The organism is Rhodococcus sp. G6(2025) (assembly GCF_058628105.1).
Genome location: NZ_CP179750.1, coordinates 560,798 through 583,112 on the forward strand (window position 1 = coordinate 560,798; position 22,315 = coordinate 583,112).

At 68.2% G+C, this 22,315-nt stretch carries 18 protein-coding genes; 7 read left to right on the top strand and 11 right to left on the bottom strand.

The features are described 5' to 3' along the window. Positions 1-7 precede the first annotated feature (7 nt). The 3 genes from recR to ACLIVD_RS02815 all read left to right on the top strand — a co-directional run bounded on the left by recR (position 8) and on the right by ACLIVD_RS02815 (position 2,727). On the top strand, positions 8-616 hold the full coding sequence (gene recR / locus ACLIVD_RS02805) for a recombination mediator RecR (protein WP_005248644.1): 609 nt from the start codon (positions 8-10) through the stop codon (positions 614-616). Next, positions 613-1,185, top strand: a complete 573-nt coding sequence (locus tag ACLIVD_RS02810) for a TetR/AcrR family transcriptional regulator (RefSeq protein WP_005248642.1) — start codon at positions 613-615, stop codon at positions 1,183-1,185. Before recR ends, ACLIVD_RS02810 begins: the two co-directional genes overlap by 4 nt. Positions 1,186-1,269: 84 nt before the next feature. Continuing rightward, the gene (locus ACLIVD_RS02815; RefSeq protein ID WP_317571840.1) at positions 1,270-2,727 is read left to right on the top strand and encodes an MFS transporter; all 1,458 of its coding nucleotides are present in this window, start codon (positions 1,270-1,272) and stop codon (positions 2,725-2,727) included. Between the two features lie 125 nt (positions 2,728-2,852). Here ACLIVD_RS02815 and ACLIVD_RS02820 read toward each other — a convergent pair whose 3' ends face one another. Further along, positions 2,853-3,185, bottom strand: coding sequence for an ArsR/SmtB family transcription factor (locus ACLIVD_RS02820; RefSeq protein WP_005248640.1), 333 nt, complete (start codon positions 3,183-3,185; stop codon positions 2,853-2,855). Continuing rightward, positions 3,182-3,628 (bottom strand): SRPBCC family protein, encoded by a 447-nt coding sequence (locus tag ACLIVD_RS02825; RefSeq protein WP_491931892.1) that lies wholly within the window; start codon positions 3,626-3,628, stop codon positions 3,182-3,184. Before ACLIVD_RS02825 ends, ACLIVD_RS02820 begins: the two co-directional genes overlap by 4 nt. 209 nt (positions 3,629-3,837) lie before the next feature. On the opposite strand from ACLIVD_RS02825, the gene ACLIVD_RS02830 reads away from it, so the two are divergent. Beyond that, entirely contained in the window at positions 3,838-4,851 is a 1,014-nt protein-coding gene (locus ACLIVD_RS02830) for a type IV toxin-antitoxin system AbiEi family antitoxin domain-containing protein (RefSeq protein WP_491931893.1), read from the top strand. 84 nt (positions 4,852-4,935) lie between these two features. On the opposite strand, the gene ACLIVD_RS02835 is transcribed toward ACLIVD_RS02830, so the two are convergent. From ACLIVD_RS02835 to ACLIVD_RS02845, 3 genes are read right to left on the bottom strand one after another with little or no spacing between them, the layout of a single operon-like run. After that, positions 4,936-5,646, bottom strand: coding sequence for a type 1 glutamine amidotransferase (locus ACLIVD_RS02835; RefSeq protein WP_491931894.1), 711 nt, complete (start codon positions 5,644-5,646; stop codon positions 4,936-4,938). Next, positions 5,639-6,892 (bottom strand): Mur ligase family protein, encoded by a 1,254-nt coding sequence (locus tag ACLIVD_RS02840; protein ID WP_491931895.1) that lies wholly within the window; start codon positions 6,890-6,892, stop codon positions 5,639-5,641. The genes ACLIVD_RS02835 and ACLIVD_RS02840 overlap by 8 nt, the downstream gene beginning before the upstream one ends. Before the next feature lie 25 nt (positions 6,893-6,917). Beyond that, positions 6,918-7,835 (bottom strand): EamA family transporter, encoded by a 918-nt coding sequence (locus ACLIVD_RS02845; protein ID WP_491931896.1) that lies wholly within the window; start codon positions 7,833-7,835, stop codon positions 6,918-6,920. Between the two features lie 72 nt (positions 7,836-7,907). Here ACLIVD_RS02845 and ACLIVD_RS02850 point away from each other — a divergent pair, with 72 nt between their 5' ends. Continuing rightward, positions 7,908-8,801, top strand: coding sequence for a LysR family transcriptional regulator (locus ACLIVD_RS02850; protein ID WP_105419659.1), 894 nt, complete (start codon positions 7,908-7,910; stop codon positions 8,799-8,801). Between the two features lie 57 nt (positions 8,802-8,858). Here ACLIVD_RS02850 and ACLIVD_RS02855 read toward each other — a convergent pair whose 3' ends face one another. The 4 genes from ACLIVD_RS02855 to leuA form a co-directional block, all read right to left on the bottom strand. Further along, positions 8,859-9,236: an SHOCT domain-containing protein gene (locus ACLIVD_RS02855; protein WP_005253383.1), complete on the bottom strand. Its 378-nt coding sequence runs from the start codon at positions 9,234-9,236 to the stop codon at positions 8,859-8,861. 172 nt (positions 9,237-9,408) lie between these two features. Continuing rightward, positions 9,409-14,895 (bottom strand): ATP-binding protein, encoded by a 5,487-nt coding sequence (locus ACLIVD_RS02860; RefSeq protein WP_491931897.1) that lies wholly within the window; start codon positions 14,893-14,895, stop codon positions 9,409-9,411. A gap of 416 nt (positions 14,896-15,311) precedes the next feature. Beyond that, entirely contained in the window at positions 15,312-17,051 is a 1,740-nt protein-coding gene (gene ctaD, locus ACLIVD_RS02865) for an aa3-type cytochrome oxidase subunit I (RefSeq protein WP_283332747.1), read from the bottom strand. 158 nt (positions 17,052-17,209) lie between these two features. Next, on the bottom strand, positions 17,210-19,018 hold the full coding sequence (gene leuA / locus ACLIVD_RS02870; RefSeq protein WP_491931898.1) for a 2-isopropylmalate synthase: 1,809 nt from the start codon (positions 19,016-19,018) through the stop codon (positions 17,210-17,212). 203 nt (positions 19,019-19,221) lie between these two features. Here leuA and ACLIVD_RS02875 point away from each other — a divergent pair, with 203 nt between their 5' ends. Further along, positions 19,222-20,250 carry a hypothetical protein gene (locus tag ACLIVD_RS02875; protein WP_283353903.1) on the top strand — a complete coding sequence of 343 codons (1,029 nt, stop codon included), beginning with the start codon at positions 19,222-19,224 and terminating at the stop codon, positions 20,248-20,250. Position 20,251: 1 nt separating this feature from the next. Beyond that, positions 20,252-20,602 (top strand): DUF8021 domain-containing protein, encoded by a 351-nt coding sequence (locus ACLIVD_RS02880; RefSeq protein ID WP_491931899.1) that lies wholly within the window; start codon positions 20,252-20,254, stop codon positions 20,600-20,602. Between the two features lie 87 nt (positions 20,603-20,689). Here the strand turns inward: ACLIVD_RS02880 and ACLIVD_RS02885 are convergent, their stop codons facing one another. Further along, positions 20,690-21,655, bottom strand: coding sequence for a pirin family protein (locus ACLIVD_RS02885; RefSeq protein WP_491931900.1), 966 nt, complete (start codon positions 21,653-21,655; stop codon positions 20,690-20,692). A 163-nt stretch (positions 21,656-21,818) separates the two neighbouring features. Next, positions 21,819-22,229 (bottom strand): DUF732 domain-containing protein, encoded by a 411-nt coding sequence (locus tag ACLIVD_RS02890; protein ID WP_283332751.1) that lies wholly within the window; start codon positions 22,227-22,229, stop codon positions 21,819-21,821. Positions 22,230-22,315 lie beyond the last annotated feature (86 nt).

Here is a 22,315-nt window from a genome sequence, read left to right on the forward strand (position 1 = left end):
GCGCGGCGTGTACGAAGGTCCGGTTCAGGATCTGATCGACGAGCTCGGCAAGCTGCCCGGCGTCGGGCCGAAGAGCGCTCAGCGCATCGCGTTCCACCTGCTCAGCGTCGAGCCGCCGGAGATCGACCGGCTCAAGAATGCGCTGCAGCGGGTGCGCGACGGCGTCCAGTTCTGCGTGGTGTGCGGCACGGTCTCCGACAAGGAGCACTGCCGCATCTGCGCCGATCCGCGCCGTGACCGCACGGTGATCTGTGTGGTCGAGGAGCCGAAGGACGTCCAGGCCGTCGAGCGCACCCGCGAGTTCAAGGGCCGCTATCACGTTCTGGGCGGTGCGCTGGATCCGCTGTCCGGGGTGGGCCCCGATCAGCTCCGTATCCGGGAGTTGCTCGCGCGCATCGGCAATCAGGAGGACGGCGTCGACGTCTCCGAGGTGATCATCGCGACCGACCCCAACACCGAGGGGGAGGCCACCGCGACGTATCTGGTGCGGATGCTGCGGGACTTCCCCGGGCTGACGGTCAGCCGGCTCGCGTCGGGTCTGCCGATGGGCGGCGACCTCGAGTTCGCCGACGAGCTCACGCTGGGCAGGGCGTTGTCGGGGAGACGCACGCTGTGACGTCGGATCCGGGCACTGCCGCGCCGGTGAAGCGGACGGCCGAGCAGTCACGGTCGCTGATCGTCGACGCGGCGGGGCGGGCGTTCGCGACGCGTCCGTACCGGGAGATCACGCTCAAGGACATCGCCGAGGACGCCGGGGTCAGCGCACCGCTGATCATCAAGTACTTCGGGTCGAAGGAGCAGCTGTTCGACGCGCTCGTCGATTTCCGTGCCGCCGCGGAGATCGTGTTCAGCGGTCCGCTGGACGGTCTCGGTGAGCGGATGGTGTCGATGTTCGCGCGGCCGCTCGAACCGTACAAGCCGCTGTCGCTGAACATCCTGTTCATGAGCGGGCCGAGCGAGGAGAGCAGCCGCAAGCTTCGCGCCAACTATTCGGCGCAGATGATCGACGCGCTGGCCGAACGACTGCCCGGGCCGGATGCCCGGCTGCGCGCCGAACTGGTGATGTCGATGCTGACGGGTCTCGCCGTCATGCGTCGCAAGATGATGCAGGAGCATGCGACGGGCACCCCGGAAGAGGTGGTGGCGCACTACGCCCCGCTGGTGCAGGAGTTGCTCGACGGCTGAGGGCGGATTGTCCGGCTTGCGGGGTAAATGGTTGTTCACCTAATCTGGTGAACAACCATTTACCAGCTGTGCAAGGGGTGACGCTTGACGATCTCGTTGCCGCGCCCACTGTCGGCGCTTGCGGATCAGCCGGTCGCACCGCCGGACTCTGCCGGCGGATCGCGTTACCTCTTCCCGATTCTCGCGTTCGCGGGCGTGTTCCAGGCCGTCCTGCAGACCGTCATGGTGCCCCTCCTGCCCAGCATGCCGGCGTTCACCGGCGCGAGTCAGACGTCGGTGTCCTGGCTGATCACCACCACCCTCCTGGTCGGCGCGGTCGTCACCCCCATCTTCGGCAGGCTCGCCGACATGTTCGGCAAGAAGCGGATGCTTCTCGTCGCCTTCGTCTTCATGACGCTCGGAGCGTTGATCTGCGCCGTGACGTCCGACATCGCGTTCCTGATCTTCGCGCGGGGACTGCAGGGGGCAGGCGCCGCCGTCATCCCGGTCGGAATCTCGATCCTCCGCGACGAATTGCCGCGGGAGAAGGTCAACGGCGCCATCGCCATGATGAGCTCGACCCTCGGGATCGGCACCGCGCTCGGACTGCCGTTCGCGGCGTCCGTCGCCGAGTACTCCAACTGGCACGTCCTCTTCTGGGTCATCGCGGGAATCGGGCTCGCGGTCACCACGGCCGCGGTGCTGTTCATCCGCGAGTCCGAGGTGCGGTCCGGTGGGCGGTTCGACGGCGTCGGCGCCGTCGGTCTCACCGCGGCCCTCGTCTGCCTGCTCGTCCCGATCACCCAGGGCAGCTCGTGGGGCTGGGGTAGCCCCGCGGTGCTGGGCATGTTCGCGTCCGCGGTGTTCCTGTTCGCGCTGTGGGGACATCAGCAGCTGCGAAATCGGAACCCGCTGGTTGACCTGCGGGTGTCGGCGCGACGGTCGGTGCTGCTGCCGCATGTCACGGCGCTGCTCGTCGGGTTCGCGTTCTACGGAAACGCCCTCATCACCACCCAGTTGCTGCAGGCGCCCCGCGGAGACGCCGGCTACGGCCTGACGATTCTCCAGGCCGCGGTGTGCCAGCTGCCGACGAGTCTGTCGATGATCGTCTTCGCGCAGGTCGGGGCCCGGGTGTCCGAACGCTACGGGTCGAAGGTGACGATCCTGTCGGGCGCGATCTGTCTCGTCCTCGGCTACGCGCTGCACACGGTGCCGCACAAGGAGTTGTGGATGGTGATCGCCGCGCTCGGGGTCGCGGCCGTCGGCACCGCGCTGGTGTACAGCACGCTGCCGATGCTGATCGTCCGGGCCGTGCCGTCCACGCAGATGGCCGCGGCCAACGGCGTCAACGTCCTGCTGCGGACGATGGGTACCACCATGTGCAGCGCGGTGGTCGCGACGGTCCTGGCGGCGAGCATGGTGGGCGGTGTCGCCTCGGCCGCCGGTTTCTCGATCGCCTACGGGGTGTGCGCCGTGCTGGCGGTCCTGGTGTTCGCGGTGTCCCTGGCCCTGCCCGGGCACGATCGGGTGAAGAAAAGTCCGGTAGAGCCTCTTGTGACGTAGATCACTCGCGTGTATCGTCAGTGATGCGGATCGAGGAAATGTACCTGTGAGCAGAGAAAACTCGAGAAGCAGAGATCCGGCCGAGAATGCAGAAGCATTCCCGGCCGAACCCCTGTCTGGGGTCTTTACTCCTCCATCGATTCCGCGATCTGCTTGATGGCGGCCAGCCGGCGATCCCACTCGGCGCCGATCCGTTCCAGCGTCCGCGCCGTCTTGTTGAGCTCCGCGCCCAGCGCGCGGTAGCGGATCTCGCGGCCCACCTTCACCGACTCCACCAGTCCGCAGGCCTGCAGCGCATTCAAATGCTTCGCGATGGCCTGCCGCGACACCGGAAGCCGGGTGGCGAGCGACGACGCCGACTGGTCGGCCCGCCCGAGTTCGGTGAGGATCTCCCAGCGGGTTTCGTCGGACAGTGCCGCGAACACCGAGGCCAGTTCGGCGTACGTGCCCACTGTCACGCCTTCACGCCGTGCAGGTACGCGACCAGTTCGTCGAGTTCGGCGTGCCAGCCCTGGACGTTGCCCTTGCGGGCCCTCTTCTGGTCGGCCACGTCGCGGTCGAGGGTGTCGAATCCGGTCTCGACGACTGTCAGTTCGGTGCCGGACGCGTGCTCGGACAGCGTGAACCGCACCAGGGTGGAGTTGCCGATCACCGGGTCGGCGTCCATGTCGGCGGCCCAGCGGAAGCCGAACGCGTTCGGTTCGTCGACCTCCGTGACGACGGCGCGGGCGGTGCCGTGCTCGTCCCAGGTGAAGGCGGCCTTACCGCCGACGCTGAGGTCGAGCGACGTGCGCTGCCCGAACCACTGGCTGATCTTGTCGGGATCCGTGATCGCCGCCCACACCGCCGATCTCGGGGCGTTCACGACGACGGTCCGGGTGATGCTGCTCGATGCGTCCATGGTGGGTCACCTTTTTCGACAACGGTTGATGTGCAACTTCATGGTTGCACTCTTTTCGTCGTTCTGCAACCCTCTGGTTGCGCTCCGCACGTGAGTGCCGATGTGTACTCGGATGCGCATCGGCACTCACAGGGGTTATCCACAGGCTGTGGAAAAAAAATGGTGGTTAGGGGCGGTTCCTGTCGGGGCGGGCCGACACCGTTCCGAGCATGGAACACGACTCATGGCAGACCATTCTCGACGCCCAGGACGGCGTCGTCACCACGGCACAGCTCCGGGCGCACGGCGTCAGTGCCACCGCACTCCGACATCGTGTGGTGTCCGGCCAGTGGCTGCGGGTGCTGCCGCGCGTCATCGCGGTCACCAACGGTCCGCTCACCCGCCCGATGGCCCTCTCCGCCGCACTCCTGTACGGCGGCCGGGCGATCCTGAGCCACCGGACCGCGGCCGAGGAATGGGGACTGCTCCGCGTCGACGACCCGTCGGCACCGGTCCACATCACCGTCCCCTACAACTGCTCGGCGGTGAATCAGGGGCCGACGGTCCGCACACCCGGCGGTCCGCGCCCCACCTCGGTCGGCAACGCACTCGTTCATGGTGGCGTCGTGGTCCATCGGTCCCGCGCATTCGAGCACATCTCGGTCCCGTTCCGCCTGCCACGGACGTCGTTGGCCGACACGGTGATCGACCTCGCGGTGTCCGAGGCCACCCCGCGGGAGGCGGCCCTCCGGTTCATCGAGGCCGCCACGAGTGGCAAGGTCCACGTCGAGGTGCTCCGGCGGAAACTCGAGGTCCGGCGTCCACACCGGTACGCGACCGACATCGCCGACGCCGTGACGCTGCTCGGCGACGGCGTTCAATCGGCCCTCGAACATCGTTACGCACTCGACGTCGAACGGGCGCACGGGCTGCCGAGCGGGAAACGTCAGATGCCGCACGTCGTGGACGGCCGGATTCTGTACGAGGACGTCGATTACAGCCCCATGGGTGTGCCGCTGATCGTCCGGCTCGACGGGCAGCAGTATCACAGCGCGCAACAGTCCCGCTTCCGTGACCGTCGGCGCGACAACGCGGCGGAGCTGGCCGACCGTCCACGGCTGGTCTACGGGTGGGAGGAGACGACCCGCGACCCCTGCGGGGTATTCGAGGAAGAGCGCCGGGTGTTGGTCCGCGAAGGATGGGCCGATATGTCGCGCCGCTGTCCGGCCTGCCCACGTGAGTGAGAAAGAGTGCCCGGCCACTCTTTCTCACTCACCTGCGGAGGTGAGTGAGAAAGAGTACGGAACGACGCTGTGCCACTCACGTGCTCAGGCGCGCAGGCGCTCCCGGCGCAACTGCTCGACCTCGGGCAGGTCGAGGGGCGCGAGTTCGTCGACGCCCAGCGCCCGTTTCAGGAGCAGGTCGGCGAGTTCGGGGTTGCGGGCGAGCGCGGGTCCGTGCATGTACGTGCCGATCACGGAACCCTGGACGACGCCTTCGAGTCCGTCCCCGACGCCGTTGCCGACGCCGTGCGTGACCCGGGCCAGGCCGCGGGCGTCGGAGCCGAGTGTGGTTCCGCCGCGGTGGTTTTCGAACCCCGTGAGCGGCTGCGACAACCCGTCCATCTGTGGTGTCGTGATCACTTCACCGATGGAACGGGTCGCCTGCGGGGACGTGGTGACGTCGAGCATCGAGACACCCTCGACGCGTTCGCCGCTCGACGTCTCGTACCAGTTGCCGAGCACCTGGATCGCGGCGCAGATCGCCAGGACGGGGGCGCCGCGTTCGGCGGCCTTCTGCAGTCCGGGGTACTTGGCGAGGTGCCGGGTGGCGAGGCGCTGCGCCGAGTCCTCGGCCCCACCGAGCGTGTACACGTCGAGGGACTCCGGGACCGGGTCGTTCAGCGTGATCTCGACGATCTCCGCGTCGTATCCGCGCATGCGCAGTCGCTGCCGGAGGATCAGGGCGTTGCCGCCGTCGCCGTAGGTGCCCATCACGTCGGGCAGCACCAGGCCGATGCGTACGGTCGAGTCAGGCATTGCGCGCCTCCTTCGCGATGGCGGTGTTCAGGTCGCGGAAGGCGGTGTAGTTGGCGAGCACCTCGACGCGTCCGGGCGGGCAGGACGCGATGGCCCGCAACGGGTTCGGGTCGAGCGTGTGCTCGACGCCGGCGTACGTGAGACGGACGGCCAGGTCGGTGCCGCGTTCGCCGGCCGCCACCACCTTGACGCCCTCGAAGTGCTCGAACCGCACGTCCCACAACCAGGACAGGTCCTCGCCGTCGGGAACCTGCCCGTTGACGGCGATCACGAGTCCGTCGACGGTGGGGTCGATCATCGACAGCGCTTCCTGCCAGCCGGCGGGATTCTTGGCGAGCAGCATGTGCACGGAGTGCGACCCGACCTCGACGGTGCTGTAGCGGCCCGCGACCTCCTGGACGGTGGCTGCCGCGGCGACGGCGTCCTCCGCCTTCGCGCCCATCGCGACCGCCGCGGCGACGGCCTGCGCGGCGTTGCCGCGGTTGGCGCGCCCGGGCAGGGCGAGTGTCATCGGGATCTTCAGACCGTCGGGCCCGTGCAGGTTTTCGTCGTCCAGCCACCAGTCGGGGGTCGGGCGCGCGAAGTCCGAACCCGTGCTGCGCCAGTGCGAGCCCTCCCAGACGATGGGTTCACCGGTGCGCGGACAGCTGGCGGCGTCGCTGGCCCATCCGCCGCCCGCGGCGACCCAGACGACGTTCTTCGCGTCGTAGGCCACCGAGGTGACGAGGACGTCGTCGCAGTTGGCGATCACAACGGCCTCCGGGTGCGCGGCGACGCAGGCGCGGAGTTTGCGTTCGATCATGTTGATCTCGCCGACCCGGTCGAGTTGGTCGCGGCTGAGGTTGAGCAGCACCAGGGCCTCGGGGTTGACCGCGTCGGAGACGTGCGGGACGTGGAGTTCGTCGACCTCGAGGGCGGCGAGGGGCGCGTGGACGCGGGTGCTGAGCGCCGCGACGATGCCGGCGTCCATGTTGGCGCCATCCGCCTGCGTCGCGACCTCACCGAGGGTGGAGAGCGCCGCCGCGGTCATCCGGGTGGTGGTGGACTTGCCGTTGGTGCCGGTGATCACCGCGGTGCGCCGGCCTGCGCCGAGCTGCTCCATCAGTGTCGGGTCGATCTTCAGGGCGATCAGTCCGCCGATCATCGAGCCCTTGCCCCGGCCCGCCTTCTGCGACGCCCACGAGGCCGCCGCCGCTGCGCGCAGGGCGAGCTTGCCACGCGTCGTGATCCCAGTTCCAGTACTCACTCCGCGAGTTTTGCACAGGGTCCGGTCAGACGCCGACTCGCGCGGGGGCAGGTGAGTGCGAAAGTGTGCTCGGACGCACCCTGCCACTCACCTGGGTGGCGGCGGCACCGGCGATGACGACGGCCCCGCCGATCAGTGACAGGACGCTCGGCTCCTCGTGCAGCACCAGCCAGGACGCCCCGATCCCGACGATCGGAACCAGCAGGGAGAACGGTGCGACCATCCCGGCGGGGTAGCGGCTGAGCAGTGCCGTCCACAGACCCGAGCCCGCGACCGTGCCGAGAATCACGATGTAGGCGAGGCCAGCAAGCGCGAGCGGGCCGGTGCCCTCCAGCGACGACGTCAGGGAGTTCCAGCCCGCGGACGGTCCCTCCACGCCGAGCGACAGCGCCAGCATCGGCAGCGGCGGAATGACGCACATCCACAGCATCAGGCGCATCGGCTGGTCCGACGCGGCCTTGCGGTTGCCGATGTTGCCCACCGCCCACGACAGTCCCGCGAGCAGCGTCAGGGCCACCGGCAGCAGCGCGGCGTGCTGGGCGCGGTCCCAGCCGATGAGGGTCATTCCGGCCATCGCCACCAGGAGTCCGCTCACCTGTGCGGGCCGCAGTCGCTCCCGCAGCAGGACCGCGCCGAGGACCACGGTGAACGGTGCGGACGACTGCAGGACCAGCGATGCCAGCCCGGTGGGCATGCCGACGTGCATGGCCCAGAAGAGGAAGGCGAACTGGCCGACGCCGAACCCGAGGCCGTACACCAGCAGCCACTTCAGCGGGACCTGTGGCCGGGGAACGAACAGGATCACCGGGATCGCGATGACGAAGAATCGCAGCGCGGCGAAGAAGAACGGTGGGAAGTGATCGAGGCCCGCGCGAATGGCGAGGAAGTTGAGCCCCCACAGGACGACGACGGTGAGTCCGAGCAGCCGGTCGCGGGAGGTCATGCATTCCATCGTGAGGGCCTGAAATGATCAGGACAAGCGCATTAAAGTGCACTATCAATGTAGTTTTGCTACATGGATGCGACCCGGTTGCGCGTGCTGCGCGAGCTCGCGGACCGCGGCACGGTGGCAGCGACCGCGCAGGCGTTGTCGATGACGCCGTCGGCGGTGTCGCAGCAGCTCAAGATCCTGTCGCGGGAGGCCGGGGTGACCCTGCTCGAACCCGCCGGCCGCCGGTTGCGGCTCACGGACGCCGGTCAGGCGCTCGTCGTCCGCGCCGACGACGTCGTGGCCGCCCTGGACCGTGCGGCGGCGGAGATGAGCGCCTACCGCGGTTCGCCGCGCGGGCGGGTGCGGGTGGCGCTGTTCCCGTCCGGCGCCGCGCTGCTGCTGCCCGGACTGCTGGACGCGCTCGAAGGCAGTGGGGTGGACCTGCAGGCGCGCGACGAGGACCTGCCCGCCGCCGCGGTGCCCACCCTGCTCGCCGATTACGACGTGGTCCTCACGCATCGCGACGAGCGGGCCCCGGACACGTCCTCGCCGCGGGTGACGGCCGAACCGCTGATGCGCGAACCCATCGACCTCATCCTGCCGCCGGGCCATCCGCTGGCCGGCCAGGATGCGGTCCGCCCGGACCAGTTGGCGGACGAGCGGTGGATCAGTGTGCGCGGCGGGTTCCCCGTCGACGACGTGCTGATGTCGGTGGCCGCCGCGACCGGTGTGCAGCCGCATGTGGTGATGCGCATCAACGACTTCCGGGTCATCGAGGAACTCGTCGCCGGTGGTCACGGCGTTGCCCTGCTGGCCCGCCACGCGGTGACGAACCGCTCGGTGGTCCAGCTGCCGCTGGCCGGGGTGCGGGCGGCCCGTATCTACGAACTGGCTCGGCGGCCGGCCGCCGACGACGTCCCCGCGGTGGCGACGGTGCTGCAGGCGTTCCGGGACGTCGCGGCGCGGATGCGGGACTGACCCCCGACAGCACGAAGGCCCGCACCGGGGCGGGCCTTCGACGGTGACGGTGCGGGGTCAGGCCAGCGCCTTGGCCTTCAGCGTCTCGTACTCCTGCTGTGTGATGGTGCCTGCATCGAGCAGGGCCTTCGCGTCCGCGATCTGCTCGGCCGAGGACTTGCCCGCCACGGAACGGATGTAGCTGTCCTGGGCCTGCTTCACCTCCTGCGCGGCCGCCATCGACCGCTGGGCCATGCCGTCGCTCTTGACGATGAGGTACACCAGCGCGGTCAGCAGGGGGATGAAGAACAGGAAGATGATCCAGATGGCCTTCGCCCAGCCCGACGTCTTATGGTCGCGGAACAGGTCGGTGATGATGGAGAACAACAGGATCAGGTAGGCCACGAAGCCGAAGGTGACGATGATCACCCAGAGAAAGTCCCAGAAAGAGTCCATTGCAGCGCTCCATTCACAGTCGAATTCACTCTGCGCTGACTATCGCACCGGGTCGGGGCACCCGCGTCATCCGAAACAGGTGAAATGCGGCCGGTGCGGACTCCCCGCCCGCGGTGGCGGAAACGCCGAACGGCCGCGACACCGGTAGGTGCCGCGGCCGTTCGGGTGGGGACTACTTGCCTGCTTCGACCGCCCGGCGCATGCCGCGCTCGACCGCACCGATGATGTACGGACGCAGTTCGACGGCCGGGATGACGGCGTCGACGGAGCCGACCCGCTGAGCCCGCTGGATGTTGTGCACGGCCTCGAACTCGGCCGCGACCTCACCGAGCTTCTCGTTGCGCACAGCAGCCTGCTGGGCCGCCAACTCCACCCTCAGGTGAGCCTGCTGGGCGTCGTTCTGGGCGCCCGCCAGGTTGGCCTCGAGCTCCCGGATCGACGGGTCGGCGGCCACCCGAGAGTTGACCTCGCGGGTGAACACCACGGCCGCGGCGGGGGCACCACCGAGGACCGACGCGAACGAACCCTCGACCGCCAGCACCTCCATGTTGTCGTTCAGTGCTCCGGAGAACACCACGAACGCGCCACCGTGGTAGCGGGAGACGACGCAGAACACGATCGGGCCGTCGAAGTTGACGATGGCGCGGCCGATCTCGGCGCCGTACTCGAGCTGGATGTGCCGCAGCGAGTCCGGGGAACCGTCGAAGCCGGACAGGTTGGCCAGCACCACGAGCGGACGGCTGCCGCTGGCGGCGTTGATCGCCCGGGCCGTCTTCTTCGACGACTGCGGGAACAGCGTTCCCGCGGTCCACTGGTCGGGACCGTTGGCCGGCGACCATCCCTTACGGGCGATGGCCCGCGACTCGATGCCGATGACGCTCACCGGGTAACCGCCGAGGTGCGCGTCGAACACGACGGACGTGTCGGCGTCCGCCATGTCGGCCCACCGCTCCAGCACCGCGTGGTCCTGGTCGACGAGCGAACGCATCACCGTGCGAATGTCGAACGGCTTCTTGCGTTCCGGGTTCGTCTCCGCGGAGAAGATGTCGCCGACCGTGGTGAAGTCGCTGGACGGGTGGATGTGCGGGAAGGACCGCACGTCGCGCCCGATCGGGTCGCTGGTCTGCGCCCGACGCGGGAAGCGTTCTCCGGCAACGACGTACGCGTGGTCGTAGTGCGCGAACAGGATCTCGCACGCGGCGGGCAGGTTCGGCGCCCAGTACTGCGCCTCACCGTTCGGGCCCATCACGCGGTCGTAACCACCGATGCCGAAGTTGTCCTCGGCCGAGACGCCACCCGAGTAGTCGAGCGAGTTCTTACCGGTGAGCACCATGGCACTGTCCGGCGTCATGACGAGGATGCCCTTGGTGTGCATCAGCATCGTGGCTTCGGCGTTCCAGTACGGCTGCGCACCGACGTTGATGCCGGCCACGATCACGTTGACCTCGCCACCGTTCTGCGTGAACGTGATGAGGCGACGCAGGCCGCGGGACACCCAGTCCATGTTCTCGGTGCCGCTGTCCATGGAGATCGTCGCGCCGGACGACAGCGCGAACCACTCGACCGGGACACCCAGCTTCTCGGCCAGGTCCACACCGGCGACGAGGCGGGCGCACTCGGCTTCCGCGACGGTGCCGAGGGCCTTCGTCGGGTCACCGAAGAGCGCGACGCGGGTCATTCCCTCGGGATGCCGGTCGGTGCGGGCGGTGACCAGACCGACGACGAGGCCGGCCTTGTTCTGACCGTACGGACGCTCGACGGGAACCAGCTGGCCCGTCTCGTCCAGGTCGTGCTCGACGAAGCTGCCGTCGCGGCCGGTGAGCAGCGGGATCAGCTCGTACGGGTAGACGGTGCCGCGGGCACGTGAGCTGCGGACCTTCTGCGTGTACGCGTCGAGCGGCTGCAGCGGCTCGGTCGGCGGTTCGGTGACCTTGACGACCACGCCTGCACCGGTGCGGTAGGAGAAGCGCAGAGCCTTCTCCCGCGACTCCGTGCCGGGCTCGCCCTGGAGCCGGGCGATCACGGTGATCTCCTCGAGTCCGGCGCCCGCGGTGAGCGGTGCCGCGACCCGGGCGAACGCCTCGAGGTCCTCGACCGGGACGTCGATCTTCGGCCACACGTACAGCACGACGCGGTTGGCGTCGAGCTTGCGCTTGCTGCCGCGCGTGGCCTGCGCCCGGCGGATGCCGTCGAGGCACGACTGCAGGACGCGTTCCGCGGCGGGAACACCGATGACCTGGCCGTCCTCGTTGCGGACCGGCGTGATGTCGCGGATCTCGGCGAGCGCGATGAGGCGTTCGTCGGTGGGGTTGTCGCGCGAGACCAGGTTGAACAGGAACGTGTCGGCGACCGCGGGGAGGCGGGTGCCGTCGAAGTTCTTCAGGCGCCACAGGTCGAGTCGCTGGCCGGTGAGCGGGTGCATGTCCCGAATCAGCTTCTCTTCCGCGAGGACACCTGCGTCCGGGCGGTACGTGAACTTGCGGACGTCCACGTCGGTTCCGCCGAAGACGGACACCGTGACCCGGCGGCAGGTCGCGGCCAGCGGCAGCGCCGCCAGCGCCTTCCGCAGGTCCTCGGACATCGTGTTCGGGTCGGCGGGCGGTGCGGTCCACGACAGGTAGAGGTCGAGGACGAGGTTCTCGGGGTTCTCCGAGGCGACGGCACCGATCTCGTCGAGCGCACCGGGCAGTTCGGCGTACTCGGCGACGGCCGACACCAGGTTGAGGCGCTCGCCGAGCAGATCGAAGTTGCCGGTGACGAAACGCCGTCCGTTGCGGTCGAAGGACGTGACGTCCTCGAGCGTGCGGATGTCGTAGTAGCGACGGGTGACGACCTCGAGCAGCGGCCCGACGGTGGTGCTCTTGCGTGCGATCCGCTGCCCGAGGAGCTCGGTCAGCGACTGCGGGGTGGCGACCAATGCCTCGAGGCGTTCCTGGTAGTCGACGGCGTCGGGACGCTCGGCGAGGTACTCGAGGCTGCCGCGGACACCGTCGTAGACCTGCTCGCGGGCCTTGCGGATCTGCGGCTCGTCGAAGAACCGGAACCGCACGTTGCGGGCGACGTTGCCGATCACCGGGTAGCGGACCTGGGTGGCGATGATCAGCCGGTCCAGGACCTCACCGAGTCCGCTGGGTGCGCGGCCGGGAGCGTTCTTTTCGTTCAGCCACCGATCGAGCAGGGCGGCGATGACGGGAACCTGGTTGTCCATGCGCTGCTGCGCGAGGAACAGGCGGTAGACCGCCTCCTCCAGCTCTGCGGTGCGCTCGAGGTCGGTGACGTCGTAGTGACGCAGCGCCCGCGACAGCCGGGTCGTGAACGACTCGGGCAGGCCTTCGAGCTCGACGTCGAGGGTGTGGAGGTAGGTGTGGAAGTGCTCGCGCGGGCTGTGGACGCGCTCGTCACCGTCCTCCTCGGCTGCGGTCGGACGGTTACGTCCGATCTCGCAGATGTCCGCGAACGTGTTCAGCAGGGCGAGTTCCGCCTGCACGAGATCCGGGTCGCCAGCGATCTCGGCGCGCAGCTTCTCGTAATCGGCGAGGAGAACACCGGCCCGCTTCGCGCTGACGTCGTAACCGGTGAGCAGTGCGGCGAGTGCGTCGATCTGCTCGAGGGCATCGGCCCGGGTGTTCCCGTGCGAAGCGGGAGAACCGAGATCGAATTCGACGCGAGGCGACTTCGGAGCGGTGGACTCCTCGGAGCTCTCCTCGACGCGCAGCAGTGCCGTCCCGGCGTCGACCTGGGAGTTGACCATGGCGAGAACTTCCCGCACCCGGCCTGCGACGGGGGCGCGGACCGCGGTCTCCATCTTCATGCTCTCGAGGACGACCAGCGTGGCGCCGACCTCGACCTCGTCGCCGACGGACACGGGCACCGCGACCACGACTGCGGGAGCCGGTGCGCGGACGACGCCGGCCTCGTCCTGGCTGATCTGGTGGCTGATGCCGTCGACCTCGACGAGGTACTGGGCGCGGCCTGCGACCGAGACGACATGGTGGCGGCGGTCGCCGATCACCAGACGGCTCTCGAACTCGCTGAGGCGGTCGACCTCGACCTCGGTCTCGGGGGCGTCCCCGTCGACGCGGTAGGTGTGGGCGCCGACCTGCGTGACAGTGAGTCCGTAGGCCTGGCCCTGGTAGCTGAGCTCCACCTTGCGGCCGATGGCGTGGCCGGCGCGGGGGCGTCCACCGCGAGCGGACGACAGGAACGCCTCACGCTCGAGCTTCTCCTCGGCGTCGTAGACGTCGATGGCGGCGGCGATCAGGGCGACGTCCGCGGTCCGGGACGGGACGTTGGAGTTGCCTGCGTCGGTGCGGTCCAGCCAGCCGGTGTCCGCGGACGCCGAGATGACCTCTTCGCGGTCCAGCAGGTCCAGCAGGAACGACTTGGTGGTGGTGCCGCCCTGCAGCACGACCGTGGTCTCGCGGAGCGCGGTGCGCAGACGCGCGAGCGCCTCGGAGCGGTCGCGACCCCAGGCGATGACCTTGGCGACCATCGAGTCGTAGTCGGGCGGGATGACGTCGCCCTGGGCGATGCCGGTGTCGACGCGGAGACCGCTGCCGAGCGGGAACTTGAGCAGCTGCACGGCGCCGGGCGCGGGAGCGAAGCCGTTGGCGGCGTCCTCCGCGTTGAGGCGGGCCTCGACGGCGTGACCGAACTCGGGCGGGCAGTCGCCGACCAGCGGCTCACCGCTCGCGACGAGGATCTGCAGCTTCACCAGGTCGATGCCGGTGGTGGCCTCGGTGATGGGGTGCTCGACCTGCAGGCGGGTGTTGACCTCGAGGAACGTGAACGTCTTCTGCTCGGGCTGGTACAGGTACTCGACCGTGCCGGCGCCGCGGTAGCCGGCGGCGCGCACGAGCTCTGCGGAGACGGTGCGCAGGTGGTTCGACTGCTCGGCGGTGAGGAGCGGGGAGCTGGACTCCTCGATGACCTTCTGGTTCTTGCGCTGGATGGAGCAGTCGCGCACACCGGGAGCCCAGACGTTGCCGAAGTTGTCGGCAATTACCTGTACCTCGACGTGGCGTGCGTCGGTAACCAGTCGTTCGATGAACACGACGGGGTCGCCGAAGGACCGCTGGGCCTCACCCTGGGTGCGTTCGAGCGCGAGTTCGAGTTCGTCCTCGGACCACACCTTGCGGATACCGCGGCCACCACCACCGGAGCGGGCCTTGATGATGAGCGGGTAGCCGATGGCCTGGGCGTGACGGCGGGCGTCGGCGCGGGTGGCGACGGGGCCGCCGCTCCACGGCGCGACCGGGACCTCCACCTTCTCCGCGAGGAGCTTGGCCTCCACCTTGTCGCCCAGCAGGCGCATCGCTTCGGCGGGCGGGCCGATGAACGTGATGCCGAGCTGCTCGCAAACCTCGACGAACGCGGGATCCTCGGCGACGAAGCCCCAGCCGACCCACACGGCGTCGGCCTTGCTCTCGCGCAGCGCGCGGGCCAGCTCGGCGTGATCGAGGTAGGCGGTGCCGGTCTTGACTGTGCGCAAGCACACACCCTCGTCGGCCTGCCGAACGAACATCGCGCGGCGTTCCGCCTCGGTGTGCAGTGCGATCGTGCGGATGCCGTAGTTGTGCTCGGCGTTCAGTTCGCGCACCGCACGAATCAGGCGGACCGCCGCCTCGCCGCGGTTGACTATCGCTATTCGCTTGAACATCTGTTATCGCTCCGTTTCCGTAAAACTCATTGATCCGCAGAGTGTTTCGATGGCCAAGGCCATGTCCGCCGAGGACTGGGTGCCGCCTTCGCGGACACGTGCACCCCTGCACAACCCACTTGACTAACTCCAGGGGCGCCCCGAACGCGATCGTCGGACCTGCGCCATTGCGGGTCCGCTGCTCGGGGAATGCGAGCATAACGTCGAAAATATGTACCCGCGCGTAACTTCTGCGAGGCCCCGATCGGCTTGTCAAGCGTTCAAGGACTTGCGTGTCGACCCTACGAGAGAGTAATAACGCCGGAATTCCGTCGAACTGGGCGTCCTCCGTCGAGGTATCTGCAACGCTTTGTCACAGAGTCGTTTTCGTCCGGTTCCTCGAGAAGCTCTCGGGGAAGGGAACTTTCACGCGGATGTTACTGACGGTTTACCTTCGGGTCGGCGGACGCCGGTTCGGTCGCGTGCGCCACTGCGCCCCGCACACCCACGTGTGCCTCGCGGTGCATTCGGTCGACCATGTGCGGATAGTGCAGTTCGAACGCCGGCCGCTCGGAGCGGATGCGCGGCAGCTCGGTGAAGTTGTGCCGCGGCGGCGGGCAGGTCGTCGCCCATTCGAGCGAGTTGCCGAAACCCCACGGGTCGTCCACCGTGACCACCTCGCCGTAGCGGTAGCTCTTGAAGACGTTCCAGACGAACGGCACGGTCGACGCGCCCAAGACGAACGCGAACACCGTGGAGACCGAGTTGAGGACGGTGAAGCCGTCCGAGGGCAGGTAGTCGGCGTAGCGGCGCGGCATCCCCTCGGCGCCGAGCCAGTGCTGGACGAGGAACGTGCCGTGGAAACCGGTGAACGTGGTCCAGAAATGCCATTTGCCGAGACGCTCGTCGAGCATGCGGCCTGTCATCTTCGGGAACCAGAAGTAGATGCCCGCGTATGTGGCGAAAACGATCGTCCCGAACAGCACGTAGTGGAAGTGGGCGATCACGAAGTAGCTGTCGGTGACGTGGAAGTCCAGCGGCGGGCTCGCGAGGATGACGCCGGTGAGGCCGCCGAAGATGAACGTGATGAGGAAGCCGAGCGAGAACAGCATGGGGGTCTCGAACGTCAGCTGCCCTTTCCACATGGTGCCGATCCAGTTGAAGATCTTCACCCCGGTGGGCACCGCGATGAGGAACGTCATGAACGAGAAGAACGGCAACAGCACCGCGCCCGTCGCGTACATGTGGTGCGCCCACACGGCGATCGACAGGGCCGCGATGGCGATCGTCGCGTAGACGAGCCCGCTGTACCCGAAGAGCGGTTTGCGGCTGAAGACCGGGAAGATCTCCGACACGATGCCGAAGAACGGCAGCGCGACGATGTACACCTCCGGATGGCCGAAGAACCAGAACAGGTGCTGCCACAGCAGCACGCCGCCGGTGGCCGGGTCGTACAGATTGCCGCCCAGGTGGCGGTCGACGAACAGCCCCATCAGCGCCGCGGTGAGGATCGGGAACGCCACCAGGATCAGGATGCTGGTGATGAATATGTTCCACGTGAAGATCGGCATCCGGAACATGATCATGCCCGGGGCTCGCAGGCAGATGACGGTGGTGATCATGTTGACCCCGCCGAGGATGGTGCCGAGACCGGACAGCGCCAGCCCCATGATCCACAGATCGGCGCCGACACCCGGCGCATGCAGCGCGCTCGTCAGCGGCGAGTATGCCGTCCAGCCGAAATCCGCGGCACCGCCGGGGGTGATGAAACCCGCGATCGCGATCGTGCCGCCGAACAGGAACGCCCAGTAACTGAACGCGTTGAGACGGGGGAACGCGACGTCGGGGGCGCCGATCTGCAGCGGCAGGATGTAGTTGGCGAACCCGAACACGATCGGCGTCGCGTACAGCAGCAGCATGATCGTGCCGTGCATCGTGAACAGCTGGTTGTACTGCTCGTTCGACAGGAACTGCAGACCCGGGACGGCGAGTTCGCCGCGGATCAGCAGGGCCATCAGACCGCCGGCCATGAAGAACGCGAACGACGTGATCAGGTACAGAATCCCCAGGTCCTTGGGATCCGTCGTCGTGATCATCTTGTAGAAGAAGCTGCCCTTGGGGCGGCGCCGGGCCGGATACGGGCGGACCGGAAGATGCTGTTGAAATGCCAGATTCACGACGCCCCCCGAAGGGTCCGAGGCGGTTCGGGTCCGGTGTGGACTCCGTTACCAGGGTAGTCACCCGACGCCCGGAGGGAGCCGCTTTCCGGGGCCGGAAACGACGCTACCGCAGGTGCGCGTGGTGCGCGCCTGCGGCAGCGAGGGTCGGGAAGCGGTCAGTGCGCGCGGTTCACCGCCGACACCACGGCCCGCAGCGACGCGGTAGTGATCGACGTCGCGATGCCCACACCCCAGACCACGGTGTTCCGTCCGTCGGGAGCGGTCACCGCGCACTCGACATACGCGGCCGCCTGGGCGTCGTCACCGGCCGACATGGCGTGCTCGGAGTAGTCGAGAACCCGCACGTCGAAGTCGATCGTGGCGAGCGCGTCGACGAACGCGGCGAGCGGGCCGTTGCCCGAACCCGAGATCTCGTGCTCCTTGCCGTCGACCTTCACGGTCGCGGTGATGGAGTCGGTGCCGCCGTCCTCCTCGGACGCCGTGACCTTCTGCTTCATCCGCTCGAGCGGCGTGATCGGAGCCAGGTACTCCTCGTGGAAGACGTCCCACATCTCCTTGGGCGACACCTCGCCACCCTCGCCGTCGGTGATCCGCTGGACGGCCTGCGAGAACTCGATCTGCAGGCGACGCGGCAGCACCAGCCCGTGATCGGCCTTCATGATGTACGCGACGCCGCCCTTGCCGGACTGCGAGTTGACGCGGATCACGGCCTCGTACGTGCGGCCCACGTCCTTGGGGTCGATCGGCAGGTAGGGCACCGCCCACAGGATGTCGTCGACGTCCGCGTCCTGCGAGTCGGAGTCGAACTTCATGGCGTCCAGACCCTTGTTGATCGCGTCCTGGTGGCTGCCGGAGAACGCGGTGTACACGAGGTCGCCGCCGTACGGGTGGCGTTCGTGGACGGGCAGCTGGTTGCAGTACTCGACGGTGCGGCGGATCTCGTCGATGTTCGAGAAGTCGATCTGCGGGTCGACGCCCCGGGTGAACATGTTGAGTCCGAGCGTGACCAGGCAGACGTTGCCGGTGCGTTCACCGTTGCCGAACAGGCAGCCCTCGATGCGGTCGGCGCCGGCCTGGTAGCCCAGCTCGGCGGCGGCCACGCCGGTGCCGCGGTCGTTGTGGGGGTGCAGCGACAGGATGACCGAGTCGCGGCGGGCCAGGTTGCGGTGCATCCACTCGATGGAGTCGGCGTACACGTTGGGCGTCGCCATCTCGACGGTGGCGGGCAGGTTCAGGATCACCGGGTTCTCCGGCGTCGGCTGCAGCACCTCGGTGACGGCGTCGCACACCTCCTTGGCGTACTCGAGTTCCGTGCCGGTGTACGACTCGGGGGAGTACTCCCAGCGCCACTGCGTGTCGGGGTATTTCTTCGCCTCTTCGAGGGCCAGGGTCGCAGCGTCGGTCGCGATCTTCTTGATCACGTCGCGCTCGGCCTTGAACACCACCCGGCGCTGCAGGATGGACGTCGAGTTGTAGAAGTGGACGATCACCTTGTTCGCGCCCTCACAGGCCTCGAACGTGCGCTTGATCAGTTCCGGCCGGGACTGCGTGAGTACCTGGATGGTGACGTCGTCCGGAATCGCGCCGTCTTCGATGATCTCGCGGACGAAGTCGAAGTCCGTCTGGCTGGCCGACGGGAAGCCGACCTCGATCTCCTTGTAGCCCATCCGCACCAGCAGTTCGAACATGCGGCGCTTGCGGGCGGGGCTCATCGGGTCGATCAGCGCCTGGTTGCCGTCACGGAGGTCGACCGCACACCACTGCGGCGCGCGGTCGATGATCTTGTCGGGCCACGAGCGGTCCGGCAGCGACACCGGCTCCACTTCCTCGGAGAAGGAGCGGTAACGGAACGTCGGCATCGACGAATTCTTCTGCGTGTTCCACTCAGGCTGATCGGAGGGAGCAGGCTTGGAAGGCGGCGTGATGGTGCGCGTTCCGGATGTAAAGGCGTCAGCGGGGGACATGGGATTGATCTCCAGGTTCGATGTGGACTTTCTGAGTCCAACGGCTGTGTCGACCGGCGCACGAGAAACCCCGCGACGGGAAGCCAGTCTGGATCAGACCCCGTCGCGGCAACCAAGGAGGAGTGCGCGCTGCATACTCAGCACTGTACTCCGGGCACCATCGTTCGCGTGCCGGGGTTCGAAGTCCGAGTGAGGAGACAGCGGTGGGCCGCAGCGCGACGGTGACATCACCGCTGGTGGCCGCACTTTTTGCGGTACTGCTCACCTCCTGTGCCGGGGTGGTCGAGGGGGCGCCGAGCGTGGCGGGGGTCGGCGAGCCGATCTACGGACTGCCCGTCAGCGATCACAGCCGCGTCGAGTTGGCCGTCGCCGCCGCGGCCCGCGACATCGCCCCGTGCTCCCTGCTCGACGAAAATCTGGTCGCCTCGCTCGGGCAGGTCACCGCGTTCGGTCCCGTCGGCGATCTGTCGACGTGCCACGCCGAGGTGGTGCCACCCCGCGGCACGCCCGCCAACCCCGTCTGGGTCGAGGTGGCGGTGGGCGAACGCGAACCCACGGAAGAAACCGGTGCGGGCGAGGCGACGTCGGGAATCGAGGTGCGTCCCGCGGTCGGCGCACTCCCGGGCACGTGCACCCTCTACTTCGCGCTGCCCCCGGTTCCGGGAGTGCCGGACGACGCCACCGCCCCGGGGCGCTGGGGGCACGTGTCGTATCTCGACGGGGCGGGCGGAACGGGTGACTCCGCCGGCGGCGACGACTGCGCGGAGGCCCGCACGGTGCTCGGATCGATCACCGGCAGGCTGCGCACCCCGGTGCCGGTGCGTTCGGATATCCCTCTCGCGCAGCAGGATCCGTGCAGGGTGGTCGAGAAGATGTCCGGACGGGGCGTCGAGACGTTCACCCCGGGCAGCCGTCCCTACGAGTGTCTCCTCACTCTCCGCGGCGGCGACGCGGCGTCCGTGCAACTGGCCCTGTCGCCCGAACCGTCGCAGACCGGCGGCCCCGAAGCGGTCGAACTCGACGGCAAGACGTTCACGTACTTCCGGGACGCACGCGAATGCCACTACTACTTCTACCCGGGCGCGGTGTTCGACACGAACCTGCCGTCGAGTCCGGTGAGCGAACGGGACAAACGCACCAATCGGCTGACGGCGTCCGTGGCGGCGTCCGCGCCTAGCTGCGACGACGCGGAAACGCTGGTGCTCGCCGCGGCCGAAATGTTCGACTACTGACATGAACACACAGGTCGATGTCGCCCGGGCCTACCTGGACGCGTTGCTCAGCCACGACGGCAACTCGGTGCCCATCGAGCCGCGCGCCGTGCGCTACGAGGTGGGGCTGAAGACGGCGTTCTCCGGAAATCACCTGCGCCGAAGCCTGTCCGGCGGCCCCCAGTACCGGGTGATCCGGGCGATCCGCGGCTGTGTGTGGACGGTCGACGGCGACGACGTCACCGTCGACTACCTCCTCGACGCCGGACTGTTCGGCCGCACCCTCGTGACGGTCCGGGTGGTCGAGACGTTCCGGATCCCGCAGGACGACCTGCGTATCCACCGCATCGACGCGAAGATCCGGCGCCCCTGATCAGGGGCGCCGGACCGTCTGTCGCGCAGTGTCTTCCGCACGTGAGTGGCATTGTGTGCCCGGGCACGCTTTGCCACTCACGTGGGGTCAGTCGAGCGTTTCGTGCGCCGCGGGAACGGAACCCAGGCGGCCGGCCTGGAAGTCCTCGAACGCCTGCAGCACCTCGGCCTTGGTGTTCATGACGAACGGTCCGGCCATCGCGACCGGCTCGCGGATCGGCTTGCCGCCGAGGAGGAACACCTCGAACGACTTCGTCCGCGAATCCTGCGTGTCGGCCGCGGCGATCGTCAGCGTGTCACCGCGTCCGTAGACAGCCGTCTGCCCCATTCGGATCGGACGGCGCTCCGAACCGACGAGCCCCTCACCCGCGAGGACGTAGGCGAGCGCGTTGAACTCGGGGTTCCACGGCAGCGTCAGGCTCGCGCCCGGTGCGATCGTCGCATGCACGAGGCTGATCGGCGTGTACGTGGACCCGGGACCCTGGTGTCCGTCCACGTCACCGGCGATCACGCGAACGAGCGCGCCGCCGTCCGGCGAGGACAGCAGGGCCACCTTCTGGCCGGTGATGTCCTGGTAGCGGGGCGCGGCCATCTTGTTGTCGCGCGGCAGGTTCACCCACAACTGGACGCCGTGGAACAGGCCACCGCTCGTCACCAGGTGCTCGGGCGGGGTCTCGATGTGCAGGATGCCGCCACCCGCGGTCATCCACTGGGTGTCGCCGCCGCCGATGGTCCCGCCGCCGCCGTTGGAATCCTGGTGCTCCATGATGCCGTCGATCATGTAGGTGACGGTCTCGAAGCCGCGGTGTGGATGCCACGGTGTGCCCTTGGGTTCACCGGGTGCGTAGTCGACCTCACCCATCTGGTCCATGTGGATGAACGGGTCGAGGGCGGGCAGGTCGATGCCCGCGAACGCGCGGCGCACCGGGAAGCCTTCGCCCTCGTATCCGACGGGTGCGGTGGTGAGCGAACGGACCGGGCGGTCGACGGCGCCGGGAGCGGGTGCGTCGATACGCGGCAGGGCAAGGATGTTGTCGACCGTCACGGCAGGCATGGGGTGTCTCCTCGTACTCAGGTAATTGATTGTTCAACTACTTCATGGTGTGTAACACCCGCTGCGTCCAGGTATTCCCACAGGGGCGGCTCCGCCGCCCGTGCGCCTTTTTGGTAGCTGCAACAACCAGAAAGGCGCACGGGCGCGAAGCGCCTACTGCCTACTAGTTGAGGACATTCTCGTGATCGGGGCAGTACCGCGTGATCGCGCCGATGATGTACGGGTAGACGCCGTCGTTGGTGAGCATCGGCGTCCACTCCTCACGCACCCGATCGAGGGGCTTGCCCGCGTCGAGGGCGGTGCAGATCTCGCCGGCCTGATGGACCGCCAGGTCGTCGTCGGTGACGGTCTGGTTGTTCGCACGCAGGTAGGCCAGGTAGTCGGCGGCCGTCTGCGGGTCGTCGGCGACCGAGAAGACTCGGCTGCCGGGGGCGGTGGCGGCGGTCGTCCTCGCCGCAACGGACGCCGAGGCGGAAGTGGTCTCGGATGCGGCGGTGTCGCTGTCGCCACCGCAGGCGGTGAGGATTGCCGCGGAGCAGACGGTGAGGGCGGTCAGAGCAAGGGTGCGGCGCATGGGGCGTGTGATTCCTTTCGAGGCCTGTGACGGCGACGATCGTATCGCCTGCGGGGCCGGTGTTCCCTGCGGCGATCACCCGCACT

Coding starts and splice junctions, on each gene's coding strand:
- ACLIVD_RS02855 (WP_005253383.1), bottom strand. CDS start 9,236: ATGGACTCTTTCTGGGACTTTCTCTGGGTGATCATCGTCACCTTCGGC.
- ACLIVD_RS02825 (WP_491931892.1), bottom strand. CDS start 3,628: ATGGACGCATCGAGCAGCATCACCCGGACCGTCGTCGTGAACGCCCCG.
- ACLIVD_RS02880 (WP_491931899.1), top strand. CDS start 20,252: ATGAACACACAGGTCGATGTCGCCCGGGCCTACCTGGACGCGTTGCTC.
- leuA (WP_491931898.1), bottom strand. CDS start 19,018: ATGTCCCCCGCTGACGCCTTTACATCCGGAACGCGCACCATCACGCCG.
- ACLIVD_RS02860 (WP_491931897.1), bottom strand. CDS start 14,895: ATGTTCAAGCGAATAGCGATAGTCAACCGCGGCGAGGCGGCGGTCCGC.
- ACLIVD_RS02845 (WP_491931896.1), bottom strand. CDS start 7,835: ATGACCTCCCGCGACCGGCTGCTCGGACTCACCGTCGTCGTCCTGTGG.
- ACLIVD_RS02885 (WP_491931900.1), bottom strand. CDS start 21,655: ATGCCTGCCGTGACGGTCGACAACATCCTTGCCCTGCCGCGTATCGAC.
- ACLIVD_RS02830 (WP_491931893.1), top strand. CDS start 3,838: ATGGAACACGACTCATGGCAGACCATTCTCGACGCCCAGGACGGCGTC.
- ACLIVD_RS02835 (WP_491931894.1), bottom strand. CDS start 5,646: ATGCCTGACTCGACCGTACGCATCGGCCTGGTGCTGCCCGACGTGATG.
- ACLIVD_RS02850 (WP_105419659.1), top strand. CDS start 7,908: ATGGATGCGACCCGGTTGCGCGTGCTGCGCGAGCTCGCGGACCGCGGC.
- ACLIVD_RS02890 (WP_283332751.1), bottom strand. CDS start 22,229: ATGCGCCGCACCCTTGCTCTGACCGCCCTCACCGTCTGCTCCGCGGCA.